Below are 23,097 nucleotides of genomic sequence, written 5' to 3'. Positions count from 1 at the left end.
CTGACGGCACGGACGAGCCCCGCCCGGCAGCGCGCCCCACTCCGGCCGTGCGGACTCGGACCGCCCGCCCGTGGATCACCCCGCTCGCGCTGGCCACGCTGCTCGGCTCGCTGATCGCCGTACTCGCCCTCACCTTCCGCAGGGACGACTTCCACACCGCGCCCGGCGTGCTCTCCCGCTGGTACGCCCTCGCCTGGGTGCTGTTCGCCGCGGCGGCGTGGACCGTTCGCCGCCTGGGCACCCGGCACGCCGCCGTCCTCGTGCTCGTGGGGAGCGCAGCGGTCGCCGCCACGGGCCTGCTCGCGCCGCCGCGCACCAGCACCGACGCCTACCGCTACGCCTGGGACGGACGTGTGCAGGCCGCGGGCATATCCCCCTATGACTACGCGCCCGAGGACCCCGCGCTCGCTTCGCTGCACGACCCCTGGCTCTTCCCGAAGGGCTCCGCCTGCCAGGGCCCGGACCGCGCCCCCGTCCGCCCGGCACCCGGATCTCCCACGCCCGGCGCCCACCCGCGCGCCAATCCGACGCCCGACCACCCCCACGGCACCCCCGACCACACGCGCGGCACCTCCGGCCCCGCCGAGCCGCGATGCACCCGCCTCAATCGCCCCGCGGTCCATACGATCTATCCTCCCGTCGCAGAGGGCTATTTCCTGCTTGTACACCGCTCGGCGCCGTCAGGTTCCACTCTCCTCCCGCTACAGACCGGCGGCGCACTGCTGTCCGTCGCCACCACAGCCGTGCTGCTCGCCGCGGCACGCCGCCGCCCCGATCCCCGCCTCGCGACCGCCCGCGCGGCGCTGTGGGCCTGGTGCCCCGCCGTACCGGTGGAGGCGGTCAACAACGCCCATGTCGACGCGCTGGGTGTGCTGTTGACCGTCGCGGGCCTGGTCGCCGCCCCCCGCCGCCGCGCCCTGGGCGGGGTGCTGCTCGGCGCGGCGATCGCGGCCAAGCTGCTGCCCGCCGTGACTCTGCCGGGTGCGCTCTCCGGCGTCCTCGCCACGAACACCACGAACACCACGAACACCAAAACCCCCAAGATCCCCAAGACCGCCAAGGCCGCCAAGGCCGCCAAGGCCCCCAAAAGCGCCGGGAGTCCCGCCGCCCCGACCACCCGGATCCGCCGCGCGGTGCCAGCGGCCGTGCGCCCTGCCGCCGCGATCGTGCTGCCCGCCGCGGCTGTGGTCGCGCTCGGCTACCTCCCGTACGTCCTGCTCTCGCGCTCCTCCGTACTCGGCTATCTCACCGGCTATGTGGCAGAGGAGGGGTACGAGACGGGCTCCACCGCAGCGGACGACAAGAACCGCTACGCGCTGCTGCGGCTGCTCCACCCCGCCCCGGAGGACTGGGCCCTGCCGGTGGTCGCCGCCGTCCTGCTCATGGTCGTCGCATGGGTGCTGCTGCGCGGCGATCCCGGGCGGCCCTGGCGCGGCGCGCTGGTGGTGACCGGGACCGCGTTCCTGCTGATGACTCCCGGCTATCCCTGGTACGCGCTGCTGGTGGTGGCGCTGGTGGCCCTCGACGGGCGCTGGGAGTGGCTCGGCCTGCCGCTCGCGGGAGTTGCCCAGTATGTGACGGCCCGTGCGGTCGACGACGGCGCATGGGCCGGGACGCTGGGGTACGCGGTCGCCGGTGCGGCGATCATGACCGGCTGGGCCGTGCGGGCCCTGCGGGCGGCTTCCGCTCCCCCGCCGCCGGGGCCCCACGCCGAGGTCCCGGACGGCGCCGCCACACCCGGATCGCCACCCGGATCGCCAGCCATACGGCCGAGGCGGCGAAGAGTCCCACGGTGATCAGCAGCCAGCGCGGCCAGAAGACGTCGGCGCTCAGCCCGGTCGCGTGCTCGTAGCGGCGCTCCTGCCGGCCGAGGATCAGTGGGAACCACACCAGCATCAGCAGCCCGGACAGGAAGACGGGCACCCGCACATGGTTGATCCAGCGGGCCGCGGCCGGGAGTACGGCGCCCACGGCACGGTCGGCGAGCGCGTACAGCGGAAGCAGCACCAGGTCATGGAGGAGGGCGGCGCCGACGATCCACAGCACGATCCCGAACCAGTCGCCGCTCAGCAGCCTGACCCCCGCGTAGCCGGTCAGCGCGAACGAGCACAGCAGCAGCACCAGGCGCAGCGGTGACTCCCGTTCCAGCCGCCGCAGCCCGAAGCGGTGGAGGACGGCCCGCGGCCCGAAGCGGCGCAGCGCGGCCTTCATACGGTCTCCCCGAAGCCACCTGCTCATACGGTCTCCCCCAAGCCCCCTCCTCATACGGTCTCCCCGAAGCCCCCTCATGCGGCCTCGCCCGAGCCCCTTCACGCGCTCTCCTCGAAGTTCCCGAAGGTCAGCCGGCCGACCCACTTGGTGTTGTGCACACCCGGGGCCCCGGGCACGATCACCCGCGCCGGATAGCCGTGGTCCGCCGACAGATCCGCGCCGTTGACCCTCAGGGCCAGCAGCGAGCGGGGGTCGCGGACCTGGACGTCGCTCAGCACGACGCGGCGGAAGGAGCCATGCCGCTGCACCGACTCCACCAGGACCCTCGGCGGCCGGTCGGCATGCCCCACCAGCGCCGCGAGGTCGGCCAGCCGCACCCCGTCCCACCGCTGATCGGAGGTCGACCACCCCTCCACACAGGCGATGGGCAGCGCCGCGCCGTGTCGCGGCAGCCGCAGCAACTGCTCCCGGGTGAGGACGGTCTCGCGGCCCGTCGCGCCCCGCACCACCAGCCGCCAGTCGGGCCCGATGTCGCGGGCTCGGACGCCGACGGCCATGGCGGTCTTGTTGATCTGGAAGCCGTTGGGACCCGACCCGGGGTTGCGGCCGTGCGGCGCGAGCACGGCGGTCTCGCGCAGCGGGCCGCCGATGCTCTGACCGGCCGTCACCACCAGCAGCGCGAACGAGCCGGTGCCGACCATGGCGAGCGCGCCCCGCCGTGACATGGTGGGCGCGGCCGGCTGAGGGCTGACCAGGCCGGTCTCGTCCGGCGGCTCCGGCTTGGTGTCCGAGGCGCGGGTGCGCAGTTCGGCCCGCAGATCGCGGCCGCGCAGCGCCCGCACCATGACCGGGAACCGCAGCACCACATGGACCACGAGGGCGGCCATGAAGATCCACGCCCCGTAGAAGTGCAGCGGGTAGAAGGACCCGGGGAAGATGTAGTCCAGTTGGACGTTGAGCACCCCGGTCGCGAACTCGAACAGCCCGCCGCCGACCAGCGCCAGCAGCGAGAGCCGCTCCAGCGCGTGCCCCACCGACCGCACCGGTGGCCAGATGAACAGCTTGGGGATGACCGACCACAGCTTGGCCAGCAGCACGGGGACGAGCACGATCCCGAGGGTGACGTGCACGCCCTGGTTGACGCGGTAGAGCCAGGAGGGGTTGGTCGGCCAGGTGAAGAGATAGAAGCCGAGCAGCCCCTTGTCCGGGGTCTGGTCGTTGACCGGGGACAGATCGGGGTTGTAGGCGGCGTACGACAGCAGTCCGGTCACGAAGAGCACGGGCAGGCCGAAGAGCAGGATCAGGCCGAACACAGACGTCAGCCAGGGGCCGCGCAGCGGGCTCCGCCACAGGGCCCGGCGGTCACGGTGGGTATGGGGAGGGTGGCTCATGGCATGACCGTAGGGCGGCCGCGCCGCGTTCCGGGGCCTTGAGGCCATGACGAAACGGTGACGTCAGCCGCCCTGCCGTAAGGATCTGACGGTCCGGTGACGGCGCGCGGCGCGGCGGCCCGGACGCGGGCTTCACGACGTAGCGTGACGTCGTGAAACTCCCTCTCCACAGCGGTATCGACACCCGGGCCGTCGAGAACGAGAAGCGGACCGGCCGCCGCCGGGACGTGCTGGCGGCCGCTGCCGCCGCCGTGCTCTTCACCGTCGCCGCCGTCGTCGGCACCCTGATCCAGCGGGCCGATCACTCGCTGTACGTCGACTGGGCGCCGCTGTACGCCGACTGGCTGCCCCATGTGGGCCCCGGCACGCCCGCCGCCCTGGCCGTCGCCGTCGCGGTCGTCGTGCACGGTCCCCGGCTCGCGGCGCGGCTGCCGTGGCGGGGGCTGCTGGGGGCCGTCTGGGCGGCGTCCATGGCCTGGATCTGGTCACTGGCGCTGGTCGACGGATGGCAGCGGGGGGTGGCCGGGCGGCTGACCGCGCGCCACGAATATCTGCGCGGTGTCGACCGGTTCCACGACATCGGCGCGGCCCTGCGCGGCTTCACCGGCCACATCCTGCTCACCCAGCCCGACCACTGGCCCGCCCATATCGCGGGCCATCCGCCGGGCGCCGTGCTCACTTTCGTGGGCCTGGACCGGCTGGGCCTGGGCGGTGGCGGCTGGGCGGGGGCCTTCTGCATCACGGTGGGCGGCTCGGCGGCGGTCGCGATCCTGGTGACGCTGCGCGCCCTGGGGCAGGAGCGGGCCGCGCGCGCTGCCGCCCCGTTCCTGGTCCTGGCCCCCGGGGCGGTCTGGGTGGGTGCCTCGGCCGACGGCTATTTCGCGGCCGTCGCGGCCTGGGGGCTCGCGCTGCTGGCGCTCGCGGCGACGCGTACGGTCCGGGCGGCCGGGGCGGTCGCGTTCGGCTCCGGGCTGCTGCTGGGGCTGACGGCCTATCTCTCCTACGGGCTGACGCTGCTGGCGCTGCCCGCCGCCGCCGTGCTGCTGCTCGTCCGTACCGCCCGGCCGCTGCCCTTCGCGCTGATGGGGGCGGCGGCGGTGGCCGGTGCGTTCACGCTGACCGGCTTCCAGTGGTGGGAGGGGTACTCGCTGCTGGTCGAGCGCTACTACCAGGGCGTGGCCTCGGACCGCCCGTACGCGTACTGGGTCTGGGCCAACCTCGCCGTCGCCTCGGTGGTCGCCGGCCCGGCCTGTGTCGCGGGCGCGCGGCGCATGCTGTCGGCGGTGCCGGACACCGTAAGGCGGCTGCGCCCGGGCGGTCCTGGCGCCCCGGACGGGCTCGTGGTGCTGACCTTCGCCGTGCTGCTCGCGCTCGTCGTGGCCGATCTGTCCGGGATGAGCAAGGCCGAGACGGAGCGGATCTGGCTTCCCTTCCTGGTCTGGCTGCTGCCCACCGCCGCACTGCTGCCCGCCATTGATCGTCGCCGCTGGCTTATGGCCCAGGCGTGTCTCGGACTGCTCGTCAACCACCTGCTTCTGACCGGTTGGTGAGGAGACCGATGTGAAGAGCACGTGATACTTCTGTGATACTGAGGGGGACGTACATCTGTACTGTTGCCAGGGGGCGGGACCCGTGAAGGCGCTGAAGATCGTGAAAGCGTTGAAGGATTTAAACGCGAAGAACGCCTATGGCGTGGCCGCGCCCATAGGCGCGCTCACGGCCGTGGCAGTCGTGGTGGCACTGCTGATAGCCCTGACCTCGCCGGGGGACGCGGGCGACACGCAGGGCGGGGACCTTCCCGCCGCCGCGGCGTCTCCCAAGTCGGACCGGGTCCCCAGGGAGCCCAAGAAGAAGGACAAGTACGCCCATTGGGACGGCAAGGTCAAGGTGCTCGGGGACGGCTCCACGTCCTACACCGGACCACAGCCGCATCAGCTCAAGCCCGAGAAGCTCAAACCCGGTGAGAAGCCGCCGCAGTTCGTGGTCTTCTCCTGGGACGGCGCGCTGGAGAACGACGACCATCTCTTCTCCCGCTTCCGCCAGGTGGCCAAGGAGAGCGACGCCACGATGACGTTCTTCCTGAGCGGCATGTATCTGCTGCCCAAGACGAAGAGCGACCTCTATCGGCCGCCCCAGCACAAGCCGGGCTCGGCCGCCATATCCTTCCCCACCGACGAGCACATCAGGGAGACCCTGGAGCAGCTCAGCGGGGCCTGGGAGGACGGCAATGAGATCGGCTCGCACTTCAACGGCCACTTCTGCGGCGCCAAGGGCGGCGAGGACTGGTCCACCCAGGAGTGGAAGAGCGAAACGGAGCAGGCTGTCTCCTTTGTGAAGCACTGGAAGACCAACACCGGCTTCACCGACGTCAAACCACTGCCGTTCGACTACGACGTGGAGCTGGCGGGCGGGCGCGCGCCGTGCCTGGAGGGCCAGAAGACGCTGATTCCGGCCATCAAGTCCCTCGGCTGGCGCTATGACGCCAGCTCCCCGGGCGACTTCCAGCTCTGGCCGTCCAAGATCGATGGGATCTGGAACTTCCCGCTCCAGCTCGTGCCGTACCCGGAGAGCGAGAAGCAGGTCCTCTCGATGGACTTCAACTTCCTCTTCAACCAGTCCGGCGACAGCACCGAGGGCGACCCGGCGAAGTACCCGGAGTGGGAGCGGCTGACCCGCGAGGGGTATCTGAACGGCTTCGAGCGGGCCTACAACGGCAGCCGCGCGCCGCTGTTCATCGGCAACCACTTCGAGACGTGGAACGGTGGCATCTACATGCAGGCCATCGAGGACGTGATGCGGAGCGTCTGCCGCCGCGACGGGGTGCGGTGCGTGTCGTTCAAGCAGCTCGCCGACTGGCTGGACGCCCAGGACCCGAAGGTCCTGGAGAAGCTGCGGATGCTGGACCCGGCGGAGTCGCCGGACTGGTCCACGTACACCAAGACCAAGTAGCCGCGACGGCAGTCCTGTTGCCGCGCTTCCCCCGGCGCTTATTCCGCCGCCCGGTCCGTCATATAGCTCTTCCAGATGTCCAGGGGGTAGGTGTCGCCCGAGGTCTCGGTGACTTCCCCGCCCATCCCCTTGAGCGGCATCAGCTCCTGCGACTTGGGGTCCACCCGGGACAGCGAGACCGCCGTCGACAGCTTCTTGGTGTAGCCGACGAACCAGGCGGACTTGCCGTCCTGCGCCGTGCCCGCCTTACCGGCCACCTCACCGGCCTCGGCCGCCCCGTGCGCCGCGCCGTCCGGGCTCTGGACGGCCCCCCGCAGCGCCTCGTCCACCTGCGCCGCGACCACCGGGCTGAAGGCCCGCCTGGCGCCGTCCTTGCGCAGTTCGAGCCGCTGCCCGCCGTGGGTGAGCCCGCTCACCGAGTACGGCGCGTAGTGGGTGCCCTCGGCGGCGAACGTCCCGTAGGCGCTGGCCATACGGATCGAGCTGGGCGTCGCGGTGCCGAGCGAGAACGCGGGCACCCGCGCGCCGAAGCTGCTGGGCAGCAGCCCCGCGTCGATGGACGCCCGCCGGACCCGGTCCAGACCGACGTCCATGCCCAGTTGGATCATCGGGGTGTTGATGGACCGCTCGATCGCCTGGCGCAGGGAGACCTGCCCATAGGAGGCGTCCCCGTCGTTGCTGGCCCGCACGATCTTGCCGCTGCGGTCCCAGTACGGCCCCTCGGGCGTATGCACCGCGATCTTGTTGTCGCCGTCGTAGAGCGTCGAGGGGGTCACGGGCGTCCGCTCCCCGTTGCGCTTCAGCAGAACGCCGTCGCGCAGCGCGGCGGCGTAGACGAAGGGCGTGAAGGAGGTGCCGGCCGGGACGTTGGAGGCGTTCGCGTCGTTGAATCCCTGCTCCAGATAGCCGGGGCCGCCGTACAGCGCGCGTATCGCGCCGCCGGGGGCCACCGAGGCGGCGCCGATCCGCACATGGCGGTCCTCGGGGCGCTGCTCGGGATCGAGGGTGTCCCGGGTCTTCGTCACCGCCTTGGCCAACGCCTGGACCTTCGGCTTCTCGAAGGTGGTGTGAATCTGATAGCCGCCCAGGTCGAAATCGGCGTCGGATATCTCGGTATGGGAGCTCACATACGCCTTGGCCGTCTCCACCAGATAGCCGACCTGACCGGTGAGCCCGGCCGGCTTGGGCGGCGCCTTGGGCTCGGGGAACGACGTATAGCGCGCCCGCTCGGAGCGGGAGAGCTTTCCGATGTCGACCATCCGGTCCAGCACCCACTTCCAGCGGTCGACGGCCCGCTTGTGGTTCTTGGCGCTGACCGTCGGATCGAATGTCCCGGCGCCCTTGAGCAGCGAGGCGAGCAACGCGCCCTCGCTCGCGTTGAGTTCCGAGACGTCCTTGCCGTAGTACGCGTACGCCGCCCGCTGAATGCCGTAACTGCCGCGCCCGAACCAGCTCGTGTTCAGATAGCGCTGAAGGATCTCCCGCTTGCTCATCCGGTCGTCCAGCTTGATGGCCATGAACATCTCGGTGAGCTTGCGGGAAAATGTCTGACGCTGATTCAAATAGGCATTCTTCACATACTGCTGGGTGATGGTGGATCCGCCCTGGGTCTCACCTCCCGTCACCATCCGTGTCACGGCGCGCATCAGACCGCTCGGGGACACTCCGCTGTCGGAGTAGAAACTGGCGTTCTCGGCGGCGAGCACCGCCCACTGGACATCCTGGGGCACCTTGCCCAGCGGCACCTCCTGCCGGTTCACCGGACCGGTGCGGGCCATCTCGGTGCCGTCCGCCCAGTAGTAGACGTTGTCCTGCTGGGTGGCGAAGTCGTTCAGATTCTTGGGTATATCGGTCTGGAGATACAGATAGCTCAGCAGACCGGTCAGACTACCGAGGCAGAACAGGAAGAGCAGGGTGATCTGACGCCACGACGGCAGCCAACGCCCCACACCACGCCGCCCCGCCCGGGGGTAGTCCAGCCGGACCCGCGCCACCGCCCAGCGGCGCAGCCGCATCCTCCGGCTCTGCGACGACGGCTTTCGGCGGTGCTTACGGTGCTTCCCCATGGCGTTGTCACTGCTGCCCAGCACGTGTTTCCCCCACGCTCGCTCCGCGCGCGGGCGCGGCACAAAGGTGTGATCTTCCATCCCCCCGGACCAGACCGATCCTATTTTCCCCTCTGAACGTCTGTCGCCACAGGGCCCCAATTTTTTGCAACAGTGACCATATTCAGCGACACCACCCACCCGGTGACCTTTCGCACCGCCCGGACCGCCCTCGGCCGACGGCCCCGCGTACGCCCCTGTGGCGTGCCGCTGCGAAGCTCAAATGAAGCTCTGAACCAGGGGGCCGGGGGATTCGTCCTCCTTCTACGGGGTCATCACCCCGGCACGCGAGAACAACACCGCGGGGGACGCGGTACGGAACGAGGAGGGGGAGCCATGGTGCGCCTCGGTACCGGAATCGGCTGGCGACCGGAGATCGCCGACGACATCGCGCTGCTGCCCGGCATCGACTGGGTGGAGGTGGTGGCGGAGAACATCTGCCCCGACCATGTGCCGGACGCGCTCCGGCGGCTGCGCGAACGCGGGACCACGGTGGTCCCGCACGGAGTGTCACTCGGCCTCGGGGGAGCCGAGCGGCCCGACCCCGAGCGCCTCCGGGCGCTGGCCGAGCGGGCCGAGGCGCTGGGCTCGCCGCTGGTCACCGAGCACATCGCGTTCGTCAGGGCCGGGGGGCCGCTGACCGCGTCACCGGCCATCGAGGCCGGGCATCTGCTGCCGGTGCCGCGGACCCGTGACGCGCTGGACGTGCTGTGCGAGAACGTGCGCATCGCGCAGGAGGCGCTGCCGGTGCCGCTCGCGGTGGAGAACATCGCGGCGCTGATCTCCTGGCCCGGCGAGGAGATGACCGAGGGCCAGTTCCTGGCCGAGCTGGTGGAGCGGACGGGGGTGCGGCTGCTCATCGACGTGGCCAATCTGCACACCAACCACGTCAACCGGGGCGAGGACCCGGCCAAGGCGCTGGACGAGCTGCCCACGTCGGCGATCGCCTACGTCCATGTGGCGGGCGGGGTCGAGAAGGACGGGGTGTGGCACGACAGCCACGCCCATCCGGTGACCCAGCCGGTGCTCGACGTCCTCGCCGAACTGTGCGCCCGTACGGCACCGCCCGGCGTACTGCTGGAGCGCGACGAGGACTTCCCGGCGGCCGGGGAGCTGGCGGGCGAACTGGACGCGATCCGTGGGGTGACGGCGGCGGGGGCGGTGGTGGGGACGGCTTCGGGGACGGCTTCGGGGACGGCGGAAGAGGCCGCCCCAGCGGTGCGGGCGTCGGCTCCGGTGAGTACGCCCGGCCCGGTGCGGGCCTCCGCCGTGCCCGAGGCTCCCGTGCCGGGCGCCGTCCGTGAGCGGCTGGCGCTCGCCCAGACCTCGCTGCTGTCCGCACTGGTCGGGGGCACCCCGCCGCCCGAGGGGTTCGACCGGCGGCGGCTGCGGGTGCAGAGCGCGGCGCTGACCGCCAAGCGGGCGTCCGTGGTCGCCAAGGTGGCCCCGGAGCTGCCGGAGATCCTGGGCACCGGCTACCGCCCGGCGTTCGCGCGGTACGCCGACGGCCGCCCGATGACCGGCGGCTACCGCCGCGACGCGCTGGCGTTCGCCGAGCATCTGCTGGCGGACGGACGGCCCGACGACCCGGCGGCCCGGCGCCGTCTGACGCTGTGGTGGCAGGAGCGGTCCGGGCCCGCGCCCCTGGCGTCCCATCCGGCGGCGCGGCTGGCCCGCCGGGTCCGGCTCGCGCTGAGCGGGCGGCGAGCGGCATGAGCGCGGCGGTGATCCTGGTCTACGCGGCCGTCGCGCTGTCGTCGGCGCTGCTCATCACCGGCACGGTCCGGGCCCGGCGCAGGGAGGCCGTGAGGCCGGTGGACGCCCGGGCGTACGACCTGCTGGAGGCCGCCTTCCTGGCGGGCGGTCCGGGCCGGATGGCGGACACGGTGATCAGCACGATGTACGCGGACGGGCGGCTGGCCATCGGCGACCCCGGAGTGGTCTCGGTGCGGCAGCCGATCGCGCGCGGCCCGGTCGAGGAGGACCTGCTGCGGCTGTGCGCCCGCTCCCCGCACGGCGCCCTGAAGTGGCTGCGCCGGGAGTTGATGCGCAGTGCGGCGGTACAGGCGATCGGCGACCGGCTGGCGGGGCGCGGGCTGATGGTGCGGCCGGACGCCCTCCGGTTCTGGCGGGGTGCGGCACGGGCGCAGAACACGCTCTGCGTGGTGGGCGTGTTCCTGGGCATCATGATGAGCGTCGGCTCCGCCGCCGACGGCGGACTCCCGCTGATCTTCGCGATCGCCCCCGCGCTCTTCACCGGCTTCCTCATCGGCGGCATCTGCGCCGGTGCGACCAAGCGCCGACTGACCGCCGCCGGTAAGCAGGCGCTGGCGGCGTACCGGAGGGAGTCGGGGATCGGCCTACGGCGGCACGCCCTGACCATCGGCCAACCGGCGACGGTCCCCGTCGCGGTCGTCGTCGCGCTGACCGGGGCGGCCGCCCTGACGGAGGATCCGCTGCTGCGGAAGCAACTGCTGGACGCGCAGAGGGTGCCGGGCGGATCCGGGTCGTCGACCGACTCGGGGTCTTCGGGCACCTCGGACTCCGGCGGCGGATCGTGGTGCGGAGGGGATAGCTCCGGCTGCGGAGGCTCCTCGTGCGGCGGCTCGTCCTGCGGCGGAGGCGGGGGGTCGTCGTGCGGCGGCTCCTCGGGGTCGAGCTGCGGCGGGGGCGGAGGCTGCGGGGGCGGCTGAGCCGCCACGCGCCGGGCCGGGTTGCCGCTAGTTGTCCGGGATGCCCGGCAGGGCGAGGGGGTACGGCTGGGGCCGCCGCGCACCACCACCCATCAGCGGGCGCCGGGTGGCGCGGCAGCCGCAGCCCGACCGGGCCGAGCCGCAGCCCGGCGCGACCGCCCAACCCCGGTGCCGACGACACCCCCACGCGCCACGACCGGCGGGCGCTGGGTGCGGGCGGCCAGGCCGAGCCGCAGCCCGATAAAACCGCCCCAGCGCCGACGCCCCCGCGCCACGACCAGCGGGTCCCGGGTGCGGACGGTCAACCGCAGCCCGACCGGCCGAGCCCCCGCAGCGGCGGCTGGTCCTGGAGACCTCCTGGGAGGCGCTGGAACACGGCGGCATCGCGCCCGGCAGCCTGGCCGGCAGGCGCCCGACCGGCGCACCCTGGAGCCCGTGCCCCGCACCTTCGTGCCCAACCCGGACCTCGACCCGCTGGCGGGCCCGCCTCGACGCGGACGACCTCGCCCGACTCGCCCGCGCGGGGATCGATCCGCTGGAGGTGGCCTCGTGTGCCTGGGCGGCGATGTCCGCCCCTTCGTGGCCGGGGCCGAACGCGGCGAGCACCACGTCCGCCTGCCCGTCCACCGTGGGAGGACGACCTGCGGGGCGGAGTCGGTGAGGATGTACTCCAGCCGCTCGTCCGGGTAGGCCAGGTCCAGCGGTACATACGCGCCGCCCGCAGCCGACCGTGCGGGTGTAGTCGTGGTGTTCCAGCGCCGCCCGCAGCCCGGTGTAACCGCCCGCACCACCACCAGCGGGCCCCGGGTGCGGGCGGTCGGCCGTAGCCCTGCCGGGCCGAGCCCCGCAGCCCGGTGCAACCGCCCAGCTCCCAGCGCCGATGACGACGCGCGCACCACCGCCGGAGCGCCCCGGGCACGGGCGGCCAGGCTGAGCCGCCGCCCGGTCAAACGGCCCACCCCGGTGCCGATGCCGATCGGTCAGGCATCCGCACCGATCCGCAGCGGCCCGGGCAACGCCGCCCGCGTCGCGGCCGTGCGGGTCGCGGGCGATCGGTCGCGGCCCTCGGGCAGGCCCTGCGGATCGCGCGCGACCGGTCGCGGGTCCTCGAACGGGGCGAGTCACGCCCGAGCGAGCTGCGTCCAGGCGAGCTGCGCGCCCGAGCGAGCTGTGCGTCCCGGCGAGTCGTTCATATCGTGAAAACCATGGCGCGACGGCGGCCCGGTCGAGTAGAACTCGGCCATGTTGTGGGTCCTTTTCCTGCTCGTCGCATGGGGCGCGGCAGTTGTCAGTTGCACGCGCCTGTGTCTGGCGGCGGTCGCCGCCGCTCAGCCGATGGATCCTGATCCGGCGGCGGATGCGAAGGGCCTGAGCCTGTACGAGGCGGCGTTTCTGTCCGGGGGTCCGCGGCGGGTGGGCGAGCTGGTCCTCGTCACGATGTACCGCGAGCGCCGGCTGCTGCTCGCCCACACCGGCTGGGTCACCGTCGTGGTCCCGGACGGGCGCGACGAACTGGAGCGGTCCGTGATCACCGCGATAGGGCCGGAGGGCCAGTCCCCGGTGCGGCCGGTGCGGGCGGCGCTCGTCACCGCCGCCCCGGTGCGGGCGCTGGGCGACCGGCTGGTGGCGGCGGGGCTCGCGGTGCCCGCCTCGGCGCGTACGAATGTGGCGGTCGCGGTACGGCATGTGCGGGCGGCCTGCGCGCTGGTTCTGGCGACGGCGGCCGCCGCGCTGCTGCTGGTGCCGCCCGCGGCGGGGCGTGGTCCGGTGGCCTCGTGGTTCATGCTGCCGCTGCTGCTGACGGTGAGCTGTCTGCTGATCGCCCGGGTCGAGGCGCATCCGTACTCGCGGTGGGCCTCCCCCGCAGGTCAGCGGCTGCTGGGCCGGATCGACGTGCCCCCGCGGCGGACCCTCGCCCAGCGCTCCGGCGGCGGCCCGGACGGCGGTGACGACGACGGCGAGCTGCTGACCGCGCTCGCGGTGCACGGCACCGTCGCCCTCCCCGACCGGGAGCTGCGCGCGGCGCTGAAGGGGCATTGGGGTCATTGACCCCGACACCGCGGCCCGGTGCTTTACATGGTCATCCGCCGCGCCAAATATCCCTTTCATCGCGCGATGCACGACGCGATGCACGAAGGGAGGGCCAGTGAGAGCAGCAGCGCTGTACGCCATCCTCGGCCCGCTGTCCCTGTCGCTGGCCATGAGCGCACTGCTCGCGACGCCCGCCACCGGCCGCCCGCTCGCCGCGTCCACCGCCCGCGCCGCCACGACGGCCGCCGCGTCCGCCCGGTCCGCCCCGGCCCCGGCCGGTGCGGCGGGCGCGCCCCTCACGGTCCCGGCCTCCCCCGCGACCCGTTCGGCATCCGCCGTCCCCGTCGCCACGGCCGCGCCCGCCTGGAGCTCCTGGTCCGGCTCGCCCGCCGCGGCCGCCACGGCCGCCGTCCCGCCCGGTGACGCTGCCGCGGCAAGCGGGGTGGCGCTCGCCGCCCGGCGCGCGGCGGAGCGGGGCATCGCGTTCCGCCGCTGTCCCCGCGCCGAGTCCCTGGACGCCCCCATCACCTGCGGAAAGGTCTCCGTACCGCTCGACTACGCCCGTCCCCGCGGCAAGCACATCGCCCTTACCGTCAGCCGGATCCGGGCCACCGGCCCCAAGGCCCGGCGTCAGGGGGCGCTGGTCTACAACCCCGGCGGACCGGGCGCCTCCGGTATGGCGTTCCCCGAGTACGCGGCCGAGGGGGCCTTCCGCCGCCTGGCCGCCGCCTACGACTTCGTCGGCTACGCCCCACGGGGCGTGGGCCGTTCGGCCCCACTGTCCTGCCAGCGGCCGTCGGCCTACGCCAAGGCGCCGACCAGCTCCCCGCCGCGCCCCACCGCCGCCTTCAAACGGCGGCTGGTGGCGCGGGCACACGCCTACGTCCGGGGCTGTGTGCGCCGCGCGGGCAGCGCGCTCGCGCACTTCACCACGCTGAACAACGCCCGCGATCTGGAGGTGCTGCGCGCGGCGCTGGGCCAGCGGCGGCTCACCTTCGTGGGCGCCTCGTACGGCACGTACTACGGGGCCGTGTACGCCACGCTCTTCCCGGGGCGGGTGCGCCGGATGGTCTTCGACAGCGTGGTCAACCCCGCCCCCCGGCGGATCTGGTACCGCGACAACCTCGACCAGTCGGTGGCCTTCGAGCGGCGCTGGCGGGACTGGCGCCGCTGGGTCGCCCGGCACCACACCGTCTACCACCTGGGCGGCACCGAGGAGCGGGTGCTCGCCTCGTACGAGAAGGCGCGGCGGCGGCTGGGGCACAAGCCCGCGGGCGGGGTCATCGGCACCGCCCAGCTCCAGAGCGCGTTCCTGCGGACCGGCTACAACGACGCCTACTGGGATCCGGCCGCCCGGGCGCTGGCCGCCTATCTGCTCGGTGACCCCGAGCCGCTGATCGCGCTCGCCGCGCCCGATCCCGCGCAGGCGGCCGACGACGAGAACGGCAACGCCGTCTACACCGCCGTGGAGTGCAACGACGCGCCCTGGCCGCGCACCTGGGCCGCCTGGAACCGCGACAACACCGCCCTCGCCCGCCGCGCGCCCTTCGAGACCTGGGACAACGTGGCGATGAACCTGCCGTGCGCCTTCTGGCCGCTGAAGCCCGGCCGCCCCCTCGACGTGGGGAACCTGGAGGCGGTGGGCCCCCGGACGGCTCGGGTCGCGCTGCCGCCGGTGCTGCTGCTCTCGGCGGAGCGGGACGCGGCCACCCCCTACGCGGGGGCGAAGGAGCTGTGGCACCGGCTGCCCGGTTCCTCGCTGGTGACCGAGCGGAAGGCGGGCACCCACGGGGTGTGGGGCGGGCCGAACGACTGCGTCAACCGCCATGTGGACACGTATCTGCTGACCGGGAGGACGCCGGGCCGGGCCGCCTCCTGCGCCCCGCGCCCGGAGCCCGCACCGCTTCCGGACCCGGCCCCGCTGCCCGAGTCGGGCAAGCAGCCGGCCGCGATCCCGGGCACGCCGTAAGAGGAAGCCGTAAGAGGACGTATCCGGCCGTAAGGGGATGCCGGGGCCCGTACGGGACGACCGTAAGGCCGTCCCGACCACCGTAAGAGCGTCAGGCCAGACCGGCGACGAGCTCGGAGACCGCCTTGCGCCGCCCGGTGTAGAACGGCACCTCCTCGCGCACATGACGGCGCGCCTCGGAGGCGCGCAGATGGCGCATCAGGTCGACGATCCGGTGCAGCTCGTCCGCCTCGAAGGCCAGGATCCACTCGTAGTCGCCGAGCGAGAAGGACGCGACCGTGTTGGCGCGCACATCGGGGTAGCCGCGCGCCATCTTGCCGTGGTCCGCGAGCATCCGGCGGCGGTCCTCGTCGGGCAGCAGGTACCAGTCGTAGGAGCGGACGAACGGGTACACGCTGACGTAGTCGCGCGGGTTCTCGTCCGCGAGGAACGCCGGGATGTGGGCCTTGTTGAACTCGGCCGGGCGGTGCAGCGCCATGTTGGACCACACCGGCTCCAGGGCCCGCCCCAGCCGGGTGCGGCGGAAGAGGTTGTACGCCTCCTGGAGGGCGTCGGAGGTCTCCGAGTGCCACCAGATCATGACGTCCGCGTCGGCGCGCAGCCCGGACACGTCGTAGGTGCCGCGCACGGTGACGTCCTTGGCGGCGAGCTGGGAGAAGAGCTCCTCGACCTCGTCGGCGTAGCCGGTGCGGTCCTCCGGCAGCACATCGCGCAGCCGGAACACCGACCACAGGGTGTAGCGGATGACCTCGTTGAGGTCCTTGGCCTTCTTACCGGCGTTGGGAGTCTTCTCAGGTGCAGCAGTCATGGCCCTATTCTCGCTCTCCGGCCGCGGAGCCCGGCTCCAGGGTGGCCGTCAGGGTGCCCAGCAGCTCGTCGGCCGCCTTACGGGCGCTGCCGACGCACGCCGGGATGCCCACCCCGTCGTAGAGCGCGCCGCACACCCCCAGCCCCGGCACCTTGGCGATCTCGGCGCGGATGCGGGCCACCCGGTCGAGATGGCCCACCGGGTACTGCGGAAGCCCGCCGTCCCACCGGTCCACCCGGCTCGCGACGGGCTTGGCCGTCAGACCGACGGCTTCGCCCAGATCGGTGAGCGACATCCTTACCAGGTCGGCGTCGTCCCGCTTCAGATCCGCCTCGTCGTCAAACCGCCCGATCGAGGTACGCAGCACGAAGAGATCGGGCCCGGCGTCCCGCAGCCAGCCCCATTTGCGGCTGGAGAACGTCGCCGCCTTGATCGTCCGGCCGTCGACCGGCGGCACCAGGAAGCCGCTCCGTTCGGCGAGCGCTTCCACGCCGGTGAGCGCGTCGCGCCGAAAAGCCATGGTGACCAGCGCCATCGAGGCGTAGTCGACGGCGGCCAGCTCGGTGGAGGCGGCCGGGGCCTCGGCGGCCAGCAGCCGGGCGGCGGCGGGCGCGGGGACCGCCAGCACCACGGCGTCGGCCGTCACCACCGGCGGGCCGTCAGTGCCGCCCGTGCCGTCAGTGCCGCCCGTGCCGTCCACCACGAGGGTCCAGCCGTCGCCGGTGCGCCGCAGCTCCCGTACGGGCGCCCCGGTGCGGATCTCGCCACCCGCGGCCCGTACGGCGTCGGCGACCGCGAGCGGCAGCCGGCCGATCCCGCCGTCGATGCCCATGAACACCGGGCCGTCCTGCCGTCGCGCGGCGCGCTCGACCAGCTCCCGGACACCGTCGGTCAGCGGGCCGCCGGAGCGGGCCACCTCGAAGAGGGTGGGGACCGAGGCGCGCATCGAGGTGCGGTACACATCGCCCGCGTACACCCCGCCCAGCAGCGGTTCGACCAGCCGGTCCACGACCTCGCGGCCGAGTCGCGCCGCGAGGTACTCGCCGAGCGCCACGTCCTCGCCGACCGGGGTGGGCGGCAGCTCCCGGTCGCGGGCGATCCGGGCCAGCCCCTCCTCCGAGATCACCCCGGACTCGGCCAGCGGCGCCAGATCGCCGGGGACGCCCATCACATGCCCCTTGGGCATCGGGCGCAGCCCGCCGCGCGTCCACAGGGAGGCGGTCGCGGTCGCGGGCGGCTGAAGCCGGTCGTCGAGGCCCACGGCGCGCGCCAGCTCGACGCCTTCCGGGCGGCGGGCGAGCATCGACTCGGCACCCAGGTCGACGGGTACGCCCTCGATCTCCCCCGCGCACAGCTTGCCGCCGAGCCGTCCCGACGCCTCCAGGACCGTCACCCGCGCCCCGCCGTCCAGCAGCCGGTGAGCCGCCGCGAGGCCCGCGATTCCGCCGCCTATGACCACGACATGGCCGGTGCGTCCCGTCCCCGGGGTGTTCGCCGCTCTCATGTGCCCACTCTCTCACCCGCCCCCAGGGCGTGATGTGCCGAGGCCGTCGCCAGATCGGCCTCGATCCGGGCCGCGGTGGCGCGCAGCGCCGGGAGGAGTTCGCCGCGGGCGCTCTCGGCGGTGCCGCGGCCCGCGTGGGTCGCCACGTTGAGCGCGGCCACCACCCGTCCGCGTGCGTCCCTTACGGGCACGGCGAGCGACCGCAGCCCCTCCTCCAGCTCCTGGTCGACCAGGGCGTGCCCCTCCCGCGCCGCGAGCTCCACGACCCGCGCCAGCTCAAGCACGTCGGTCACGGTGTGCCGGGTCAGCGGCCGGGGCCGCACCCCGGCGAGATGGGCGGCGCGGGCGTCGGCGTCCAGGCCCGCGAGCAGCACCCGGCCCATGGAGGTCGCGTAGGCGGGGAAGCGGGTGCCGATGGTGATGTTGACGCTCATGATGCGGACGGTGGGGACGCGCGCTATATAGCGGATGTCGCCGCCGTCGAGGACGGCCAGGGAGGCCGACTCATGGACGGTGCGGACCAGTTCGCGCATATGCGGCTGGGCGATATCGGTGAAGCCTCGCTCGGCGAGGGGGGCGTAGCCGAGCTCCAGCACGCGCGGCAGTGGCCGGAAGACCCGGCCGTCGGCCTCCACATACCCCAGCTCGACGAGGGTCAGCAGCGAGCGCCTGGCGGTGGCCCGCGCCAGCCCGGTGGCCTCCGCGACGGCGCTGAGCGTCATTCCGCCGCCCCGGCCGCCGCCGCCCGCCGTGGCGGTCTCGCCCCGGCCCGCGCCCTCCGCCCCGCCCAGTGCCCGCAGGACGGCCAATCCGCGCGCGAGCGACTGGAGGAACCCCGCTCCCAGCTCCCGCTTGGCCATCCGCGCGGGGTCCTCGCCCAGGGCCGTCGGCGCGCCGCCCGGGGTGCCCCAGGCGCGCTCGGCGGCGGGGCGTGGCCGCCCCCGCCCGGCCGCGGCCGCCAAGGCCGCCTCCATCGCCGGGACTTCCGCGCCCAGCGGCCCCAGCACCGCCGCCCGCAGCGAGTCCACGTCATGGCGGCTGGTGTGGCTGACCACGTTGACCGCGCAGGCGGCACGGCCCGAGGCGTCCCGTACCGGAACGGACACCGCCACCAGGCCCGGCTCGATGAGCTGGTCGTCGGCGGCCCAGCCGTCGCGGGCCGCCTCCTTGACGCGGGCCTCGAAGTCGCCGTCGGAGGCGGGCCGGTGGCGCGGCGGGACGGCGGGGAAGGAGGTGTCCAGGGGGTCCTCGGCGCTGCGGGCGCGCCAGGCGGCCCAGCCGGATCCGGACCACTCGGCGGCGAAGAGCGCACCGGGGGAACAGCGCTCGGCGGGCAGCAGATCGCCGATGCGGAAGGCGAGGGACATGGTGCGGCGGCGGGTCATCTGGACGACGAAGCGCACCCCGTCGCCGTCGGGGACGGCGACCGAGACCGACTCGTCCAGCCCGTCCGCGAGCCGCTCGGCGAACGGGCCGAGCGCGGCAGGCAGTCCGCTGGCCTCTAGATACGCGTTGCCCAGCTCCATCAGCCGGACCGACAGACCGATGTCGCGTCCGTCGAGCGTCACGTATCCGAGCTGTTCGAGGGTGCCCACCACGCGGTCGACCACGGACCGGGCGAGCCCCGTGCCGCGGACGAGATCGCCGGGGCGGACCGTCGTCCGTCCCTCGTGTGCGGCCAGCCGGGTCAGCTCGCGCAGCACGGCGAGGCCGCGCTCGAGAGGCCCGACGGGGCCATTGACAGGTGGTGGCACCGGGCTGAGACTCATCACCAGCCGATTATGAACGAAGTTTCACTCAGCGAACAAGTGCCGAGCCGCTTGGACCACCACAGCGAGGGGACGATGTGATGCGCACGACCGTCGGCATCATCGGCGGCGGGCCCGCCGGGCTGCTGCTCGCCCGTCTGCTGCACCGCGCCGGGATCGACTGCGTGGTGCTGGAGAGCCGGGACCGGGCGTACGCCGAGCGGCGCCAGCGGGCCGGGATCCTGGAACAGGGCACCGTGGATGTGCTGCGGGAGTGCGGCGCCGGCGGGCGTCTGGACCGCGAGGGGCTGCTCCACGAGGGCATCGAGCTGCGCTTCGAGGGCCGCGCCCACCGCGTGGACTTCCCCTCCGCCACCGGCGGCAAATCGGTGATGGTCTACGCCCAGACCGAGATCGTCAAGGATCTGATCGCGCTTCAGCTCGAGGAGCCGGGCGGTCCCCCGCTGCTGTTCGAGGCCGAGGCGCTGGCCATCGAGAAGCCGGACTCCGCCGCGCCCGTCATCCGCTTCCGCCACCAAGGCCGCGAGCAGACCCTGAGCTGCGACTATGTGGCGGGCTGCGACGGCTTCCACGGCATCGCCCGGCGCGCGATCCCCGCCGACCGGGTCCGCACCTTCGAGCACACCTACCCCTACTCCTGGCTCGGTGTGCTGGCCGATGTGGCGCCGTCCTGCGAGGAGTTGATCTACGCCCGCCATCGGCGCGGCTTCGCCCTGCACAGCATGCGCTCCCCCCAGGTCTCCCGGCTCTACCTCCAGGTGCCGAACGACACCGATCCGGCCGACTGGTCCCATGAGCGGATCTGGGACGAGCTGTCCGCCCGCTTCGCGCTCGACGGGGACTGGACGCTGGAGCGCGGCCCGATCACCGCCACCTCGCTCACCCCGATGCGCAGTTTCGTCCAGGAGCCGATGCGCCACGGGCGGCTCTTCCTGGCGGGCGACGCCGCGCATATCGTGCCGCCGACCGGCGCCAAGGGGCTCAATCTGGCCGTCACCGACGTGATCACGCTGGCCCGCGCCCTGATCCACCACCAGGGGACCGGCTCGGCCGAGCTGCTGGACGGCTATTCGCAGACCTGTCTGCGCCGGGTGTGGCAGGCCGAGCGGTTCTCGTACTTCATGACGGACACGCTCCACCGGCGCCCGGACGAGAGCCCGTTCGAGGACCGGGTGCGGCTCGCGCGACTGGAACGCATCGCCTCCTCCCCCACCGCCTCCGCCGAACTCGCCGAGAACTACGTCGGCCTCCCGCTGTCATGACGGCCCCGGGCCCGTTCACCCCCATGAGCCCACCGGGCCCCCGCGCCCCCGGCGGCCCGGACGCGGGCCGCTCGGTCGCGGGCCGGATGCTGGCGGTCCTCGACGCGTTCGACGCCTCGCACCGCTCGCTGTCCCTCACCGCCCTCGCCCGGCGCGCCGGGCTGCCGCTGGCCACCGCGCACCGGCTGGTCGCCTCGCTCACCCGCTGGGGCGCCCTGGAGCGCGACGCCACCGGGGCGTACCACATCGGGCTGCGGCTGTGGGAGGTGGCGACGCTCTCCCCGCGCGGGGTCGGGGTGCGCGAGGCGGCGCTGCCGTTCATGGAGGACCTGTACGAGGCCACCCACGAGAACGTCCAGCTCGCCGTGCGGGACGGCCTGGAGGTGGTCTATGTCGAGCTGATCTCGGGACATTCGGCGGTCCAGGTGCGCACCCGGGTCGGCAGCCGCTGGCCGCTGCACGCGACCGGCGTCGGTCTGGTGCTGCTCGCGTACGGGCCGCCACGGCTGTACGAGCGGGTGTGCGCCCGGCCGCTGCGCCGCTACACCGAGCTGACCATCCAGGACCCGCACCGGCTGCGGGCCGCCCTCGCCGAGGTGCGGCGCACCGGGATCGCGGTCAGCGACCGGCAGATCACCATGGACGGGCTCTCCATCGCCGCCCCGGTGCGCGGACCGCGCGGGGAGGTGGTGGCCTCGCTGTCGGTGGTGGTGCCGGCCGCGGAGGGGCGGGCCCCGGGGCTGATCCCGGCCGTGCGGGTCGCCGCCCACGGCATCTCCCGTACCCTCGCCGCCACCCTGGGGCAAGAGCCCGTCGCGGAGGCTTCCGGTCGGTGAAAGACCCCGGAGCGCGCCTTGCCGCGGCCGATATCCGGCCACATCCTGTGTGGCACATACCGCGCTGCCGAGCCTGAACGCCCAGGCCCGAAGGGGGACATGGAGACATGCCCGAAGTGACCGCAGAGCCCACCACGCAGGGGCGGGAGGCGCCCCGGGGCGGCTGGCAGCCCTACCACACCCTGTGGGCCATGCTGCTGGGCGGCTGGCTCTTCTCGTACGCCGACCGCACCATCACCGGCCCGGTCGTCACCTGGCTGATCGAGCACGACCACGCCATGCTGGGCTCCGCCAGCCATCCGCACGCGCTCGGCGGCCTGATCGGCAGCCTCTTCTTCGCGGGCTACATGCTGACCCAGTTCCCCGGCGGCTATCTCGGCGACCGCTTCGGGCACCGCACCATGCTCGCGGTCTCGCTGCTGTGGGCGGGGGTCGCGACCCTCGCCAGCGGCCTGATGACCGGGCTGATCGCCTTCGTCGTACTGCGGGTGCTCACCGGCCTCGGCGAGGGCGTCTTCTACTCCAACGACCGCTCGCTGATCGCCCAGCGCACCCCGCCCGCCAAGGCCGGTCTGGGCATGGGCGTCGCCATCACCGGACTGGCCATCGGGCTGACGGTCGCGACCATCAGCGCGCCGTATCTGATCGACTGGGGCGGGGAGGTGCTCGGCGAGGAGGACGCCTGGCGGATGCCGTTCCTGGTGCTGGGCGGTGCGACGCTGGCGTTCGGCTGGGTCACCGCGGTCTATATGCGCCGCATCGGCGGTCCGCTCAAGGCCACCGGCTCCACCCTGCGGCTGCTGGGGATCTCGGCGGTGCTGTGCGCCGCGGTCATGGCGGTCTATCTGATCGCCGACGGGGCGGGGCTGCCGAGCTGGGGCGTGGCCGTCCTGGAGTGCGTGCTGGCGTTCCTGCTCATCGGGGCGATCTTCGCCCGGCGGAGCGGCAAACTGGGCTCGGTCTCCCGGAACCGCAATGTGCTGCTGCTCAGCTTCGCCTTTATCGCGGTCATGTGGAATCTGTGGTTCTTCAGCTTCTGGTCGGTGTCGATCGTCGCGGACGCCGCCCACAGCTCGTTCCAGAACGCCGCGCTGGTGGCCACCTTCAACGCGGGCGCGGGCATCCTCGGCTTCCCGGCCGGGGGCCGGCTCTCGGACCGGGCGAAGGCCCGGGGCTGGGGGCGGCGGCCGCTGCTGATCGCGTTCACCGTGGTCCAGGGCCTGCTGGTGCTGGTGTTCGCCGCCTATTTGCAGGCCAATGAGAAGCCCTCCCTCTGGGTGATGTCCATCCTGCTCTTCGTGACCAGCCTGTTCTTCAACGCGCTCCAGCCGATGGCGCACGCGCTGCTCAACGATGTGGTCGACGCGGCCGAACGCGGCGCGGCCTTCGGCCTGTTCAACCTGGTCGGCGAGATCGGCGCGGTGGTCAGCCCGGCCCTCAGCGGCACCCTCTTCGACCACTACGGAAGCTGGACGCACGCGGTCTACATCGACGGCGCGCTGATGCTCGCCAGCGCGGGGCTGTATGCGCTGATCCGGGAGGACACCTCGCGCGCATAGGTTGGTCCCC

17 protein-coding genes and 1 pseudogene are annotated in these 23,097 nt (G+C 73.2%); 11 read left to right on the top strand and 7 right to left on the bottom strand.

What is annotated here, in order from left to right:
• Positions 1-47: 47 nt before the first annotated feature.
• Positions 48-1,796: a glycosyltransferase 87 family protein gene (locus ACK1X7_RS35295; RefSeq protein WP_413116122.1), complete on the top strand. Its 1,749-nt coding sequence runs from the start codon at positions 48-50 to the stop codon at positions 1,794-1,796.
• Here ACK1X7_RS35295 and ACK1X7_RS35290 read toward each other — a convergent pair.
• Together ACK1X7_RS35290 and ACK1X7_RS35285 are read right to left on the bottom strand one after the other, a co-directional pair.
• Positions 1,699-2,211 (bottom strand): annotated as a pseudogene (locus ACK1X7_RS35290) (hypothetical protein); the annotation flags it as partial. The gene ACK1X7_RS35295 and the pseudogene ACK1X7_RS35290 sit on opposite strands and share 98 nt — an antisense overlap.
• A 98-nt stretch (positions 2,212-2,309) precedes the next feature.
• On the bottom strand, positions 2,310-3,602 hold the full coding sequence (locus ACK1X7_RS35285; protein ID WP_413116121.1) for a molybdopterin-dependent oxidoreductase: 1,293 nt from the start codon (positions 3,600-3,602) through the stop codon (positions 2,310-2,312).
• Between the two features lie 152 nt (positions 3,603-3,754).
• Here ACK1X7_RS35285 and ACK1X7_RS35280 point away from each other — a divergent pair, with 152 nt between their 5' ends.
• The gene (locus ACK1X7_RS35280; RefSeq protein ID WP_385144592.1) at positions 3,755-5,152 is read left to right on the top strand and encodes a hypothetical protein; all 1,398 of its coding nucleotides are present in this window, start codon (positions 3,755-3,757) and stop codon (positions 5,150-5,152) included.
• A gap of 142 nt (positions 5,153-5,294) precedes the next feature.
• The gene (locus ACK1X7_RS35275) at positions 5,295-6,551 is read left to right on the top strand and encodes a hypothetical protein (protein ID WP_385144620.1); all 1,257 of its coding nucleotides are present in this window, start codon (positions 5,295-5,297) and stop codon (positions 6,549-6,551) included.
• Between the two features lie 38 nt (positions 6,552-6,589).
• Here the strand turns inward: ACK1X7_RS35275 and ACK1X7_RS35270 are convergent, their stop codons facing one another.
• Positions 6,590-8,641, bottom strand: a complete 2,052-nt coding sequence (locus tag ACK1X7_RS35270) for a transglycosylase domain-containing protein (protein ID WP_413116120.1) — start codon at positions 8,639-8,641, stop codon at positions 6,590-6,592.
• A 351-nt stretch (positions 8,642-8,992) separates the two neighbouring features.
• Here ACK1X7_RS35270 and ACK1X7_RS35265 point away from each other — a divergent pair, with 351 nt between their 5' ends.
• From ACK1X7_RS35265 to ACK1X7_RS35255, 3 genes are all read left to right on the top strand, one after another.
• Complete coding sequence (locus ACK1X7_RS35265; protein ID WP_413116119.1) at positions 8,993-10,372, top strand: DUF692 domain-containing protein; 1,380 nt, start codon at positions 8,993-8,995, stop codon at positions 10,370-10,372.
• Positions 10,369-11,349 (top strand): TIGR04222 domain-containing membrane protein, encoded by a 981-nt coding sequence (locus ACK1X7_RS35260; protein WP_385144598.1) that lies wholly within the window; start codon positions 10,369-10,371, stop codon positions 11,347-11,349. Before ACK1X7_RS35265 ends, ACK1X7_RS35260 begins: the two co-directional genes overlap by 4 nt.
• Positions 11,350-11,689: 340 nt before the next feature.
• On the top strand, positions 11,690-12,010 hold the full coding sequence (locus ACK1X7_RS35255; protein WP_413116933.1) for a hypothetical protein: 321 nt from the start codon (positions 11,690-11,692) through the stop codon (positions 12,008-12,010).
• Between the two features lie 460 nt (positions 12,011-12,470).
• On the opposite strand, the gene ACK1X7_RS35250 is transcribed toward ACK1X7_RS35255, so the two are convergent.
• Positions 12,471-12,593 (bottom strand): hypothetical protein, encoded by a 123-nt coding sequence (locus tag ACK1X7_RS35250; protein ID WP_385144600.1) that lies wholly within the window; start codon positions 12,591-12,593, stop codon positions 12,471-12,473.
• On the opposite strand from ACK1X7_RS35250, the gene ACK1X7_RS35245 reads away from it, so the two are divergent.
• Together ACK1X7_RS35245 and ACK1X7_RS35240 are read left to right on the top strand one after the other, a co-directional pair.
• Positions 12,592-13,398 (top strand): TIGR04222 domain-containing membrane protein, encoded by an 807-nt coding sequence (locus ACK1X7_RS35245; RefSeq protein WP_383139720.1) that lies wholly within the window; start codon positions 12,592-12,594, stop codon positions 13,396-13,398. The two genes, ACK1X7_RS35250 and ACK1X7_RS35245, sit on opposite strands and share 2 nt — an antisense overlap.
• Before the next feature lie 97 nt (positions 13,399-13,495).
• Positions 13,496-15,349: an alpha/beta hydrolase gene (locus ACK1X7_RS35240; RefSeq protein ID WP_413116118.1), complete on the top strand. Its 1,854-nt coding sequence runs from the start codon at positions 13,496-13,498 to the stop codon at positions 15,347-15,349.
• Positions 15,350-15,440: 91 nt separating this feature from the next.
• Here ACK1X7_RS35240 and hemQ read toward each other — a convergent pair whose 3' ends face one another.
• Genes hemQ through ACK1X7_RS35225 form a run of 3 tightly spaced genes read right to left on the bottom strand, consistent with a single transcriptional unit; the run spans position 15,441 to position 19,430 of the window.
• Positions 15,441-16,157, bottom strand: coding sequence for a hydrogen peroxide-dependent heme synthase (hemQ, locus tag ACK1X7_RS35235; RefSeq protein ID WP_216347829.1), 717 nt, complete (start codon positions 16,155-16,157; stop codon positions 15,441-15,443).
• Between the two features lie 4 nt (positions 16,158-16,161).
• Positions 16,162-17,661, bottom strand: coding sequence for a protoporphyrinogen oxidase (hemG, locus tag ACK1X7_RS35230; RefSeq protein WP_390792774.1), 1,500 nt, complete (start codon positions 17,659-17,661; stop codon positions 16,162-16,164).
• Positions 17,658-19,430: an IclR family transcriptional regulator domain-containing protein gene (locus ACK1X7_RS35225; protein WP_385144622.1), complete on the bottom strand. Its 1,773-nt coding sequence runs from the start codon at positions 19,428-19,430 to the stop codon at positions 17,658-17,660. Before ACK1X7_RS35225 ends, hemG begins: the two co-directional genes overlap by 4 nt.
• Before the next feature lie 80 nt (positions 19,431-19,510).
• Here ACK1X7_RS35225 and ACK1X7_RS35220 point away from each other — a divergent pair, with 80 nt between their 5' ends.
• From ACK1X7_RS35220 to ACK1X7_RS35210, 3 genes are all read left to right on the top strand, one after another.
• A complete protein-coding gene (locus ACK1X7_RS35220) occupies positions 19,511-20,692 on the top strand; it encodes a 4-hydroxybenzoate 3-monooxygenase (RefSeq protein WP_385144606.1) in 1,182 nt (393 codons plus the stop codon).
• Positions 20,693-20,715: 23 nt separating this feature from the next.
• Positions 20,716-21,528, top strand: a complete 813-nt coding sequence (locus tag ACK1X7_RS35215; protein WP_385144608.1) for an IclR family transcriptional regulator — start codon at positions 20,716-20,718, stop codon at positions 21,526-21,528.
• 107 nt (positions 21,529-21,635) lie between these two features.
• Complete coding sequence (locus ACK1X7_RS35210) at positions 21,636-23,087, top strand: MFS transporter (protein ID WP_385144610.1); 1,452 nt, start codon at positions 21,636-21,638, stop codon at positions 23,085-23,087.
• Positions 23,088-23,097 lie beyond the last annotated feature (10 nt).

This window comes from Streptomyces sp. CY-1, from assembly GCF_047218265.1.
GTDB classification, from domain to species: domain Bacteria; phylum Actinomycetota; class Actinomycetes; order Streptomycetales; family Streptomycetaceae; genus Streptomyces; species Streptomyces niphimycinicus.
The sequence above is the reverse complement of the archived record's forward strand: the minus strand, read 5'-3'. Positions and strand labels throughout refer to the sequence as shown.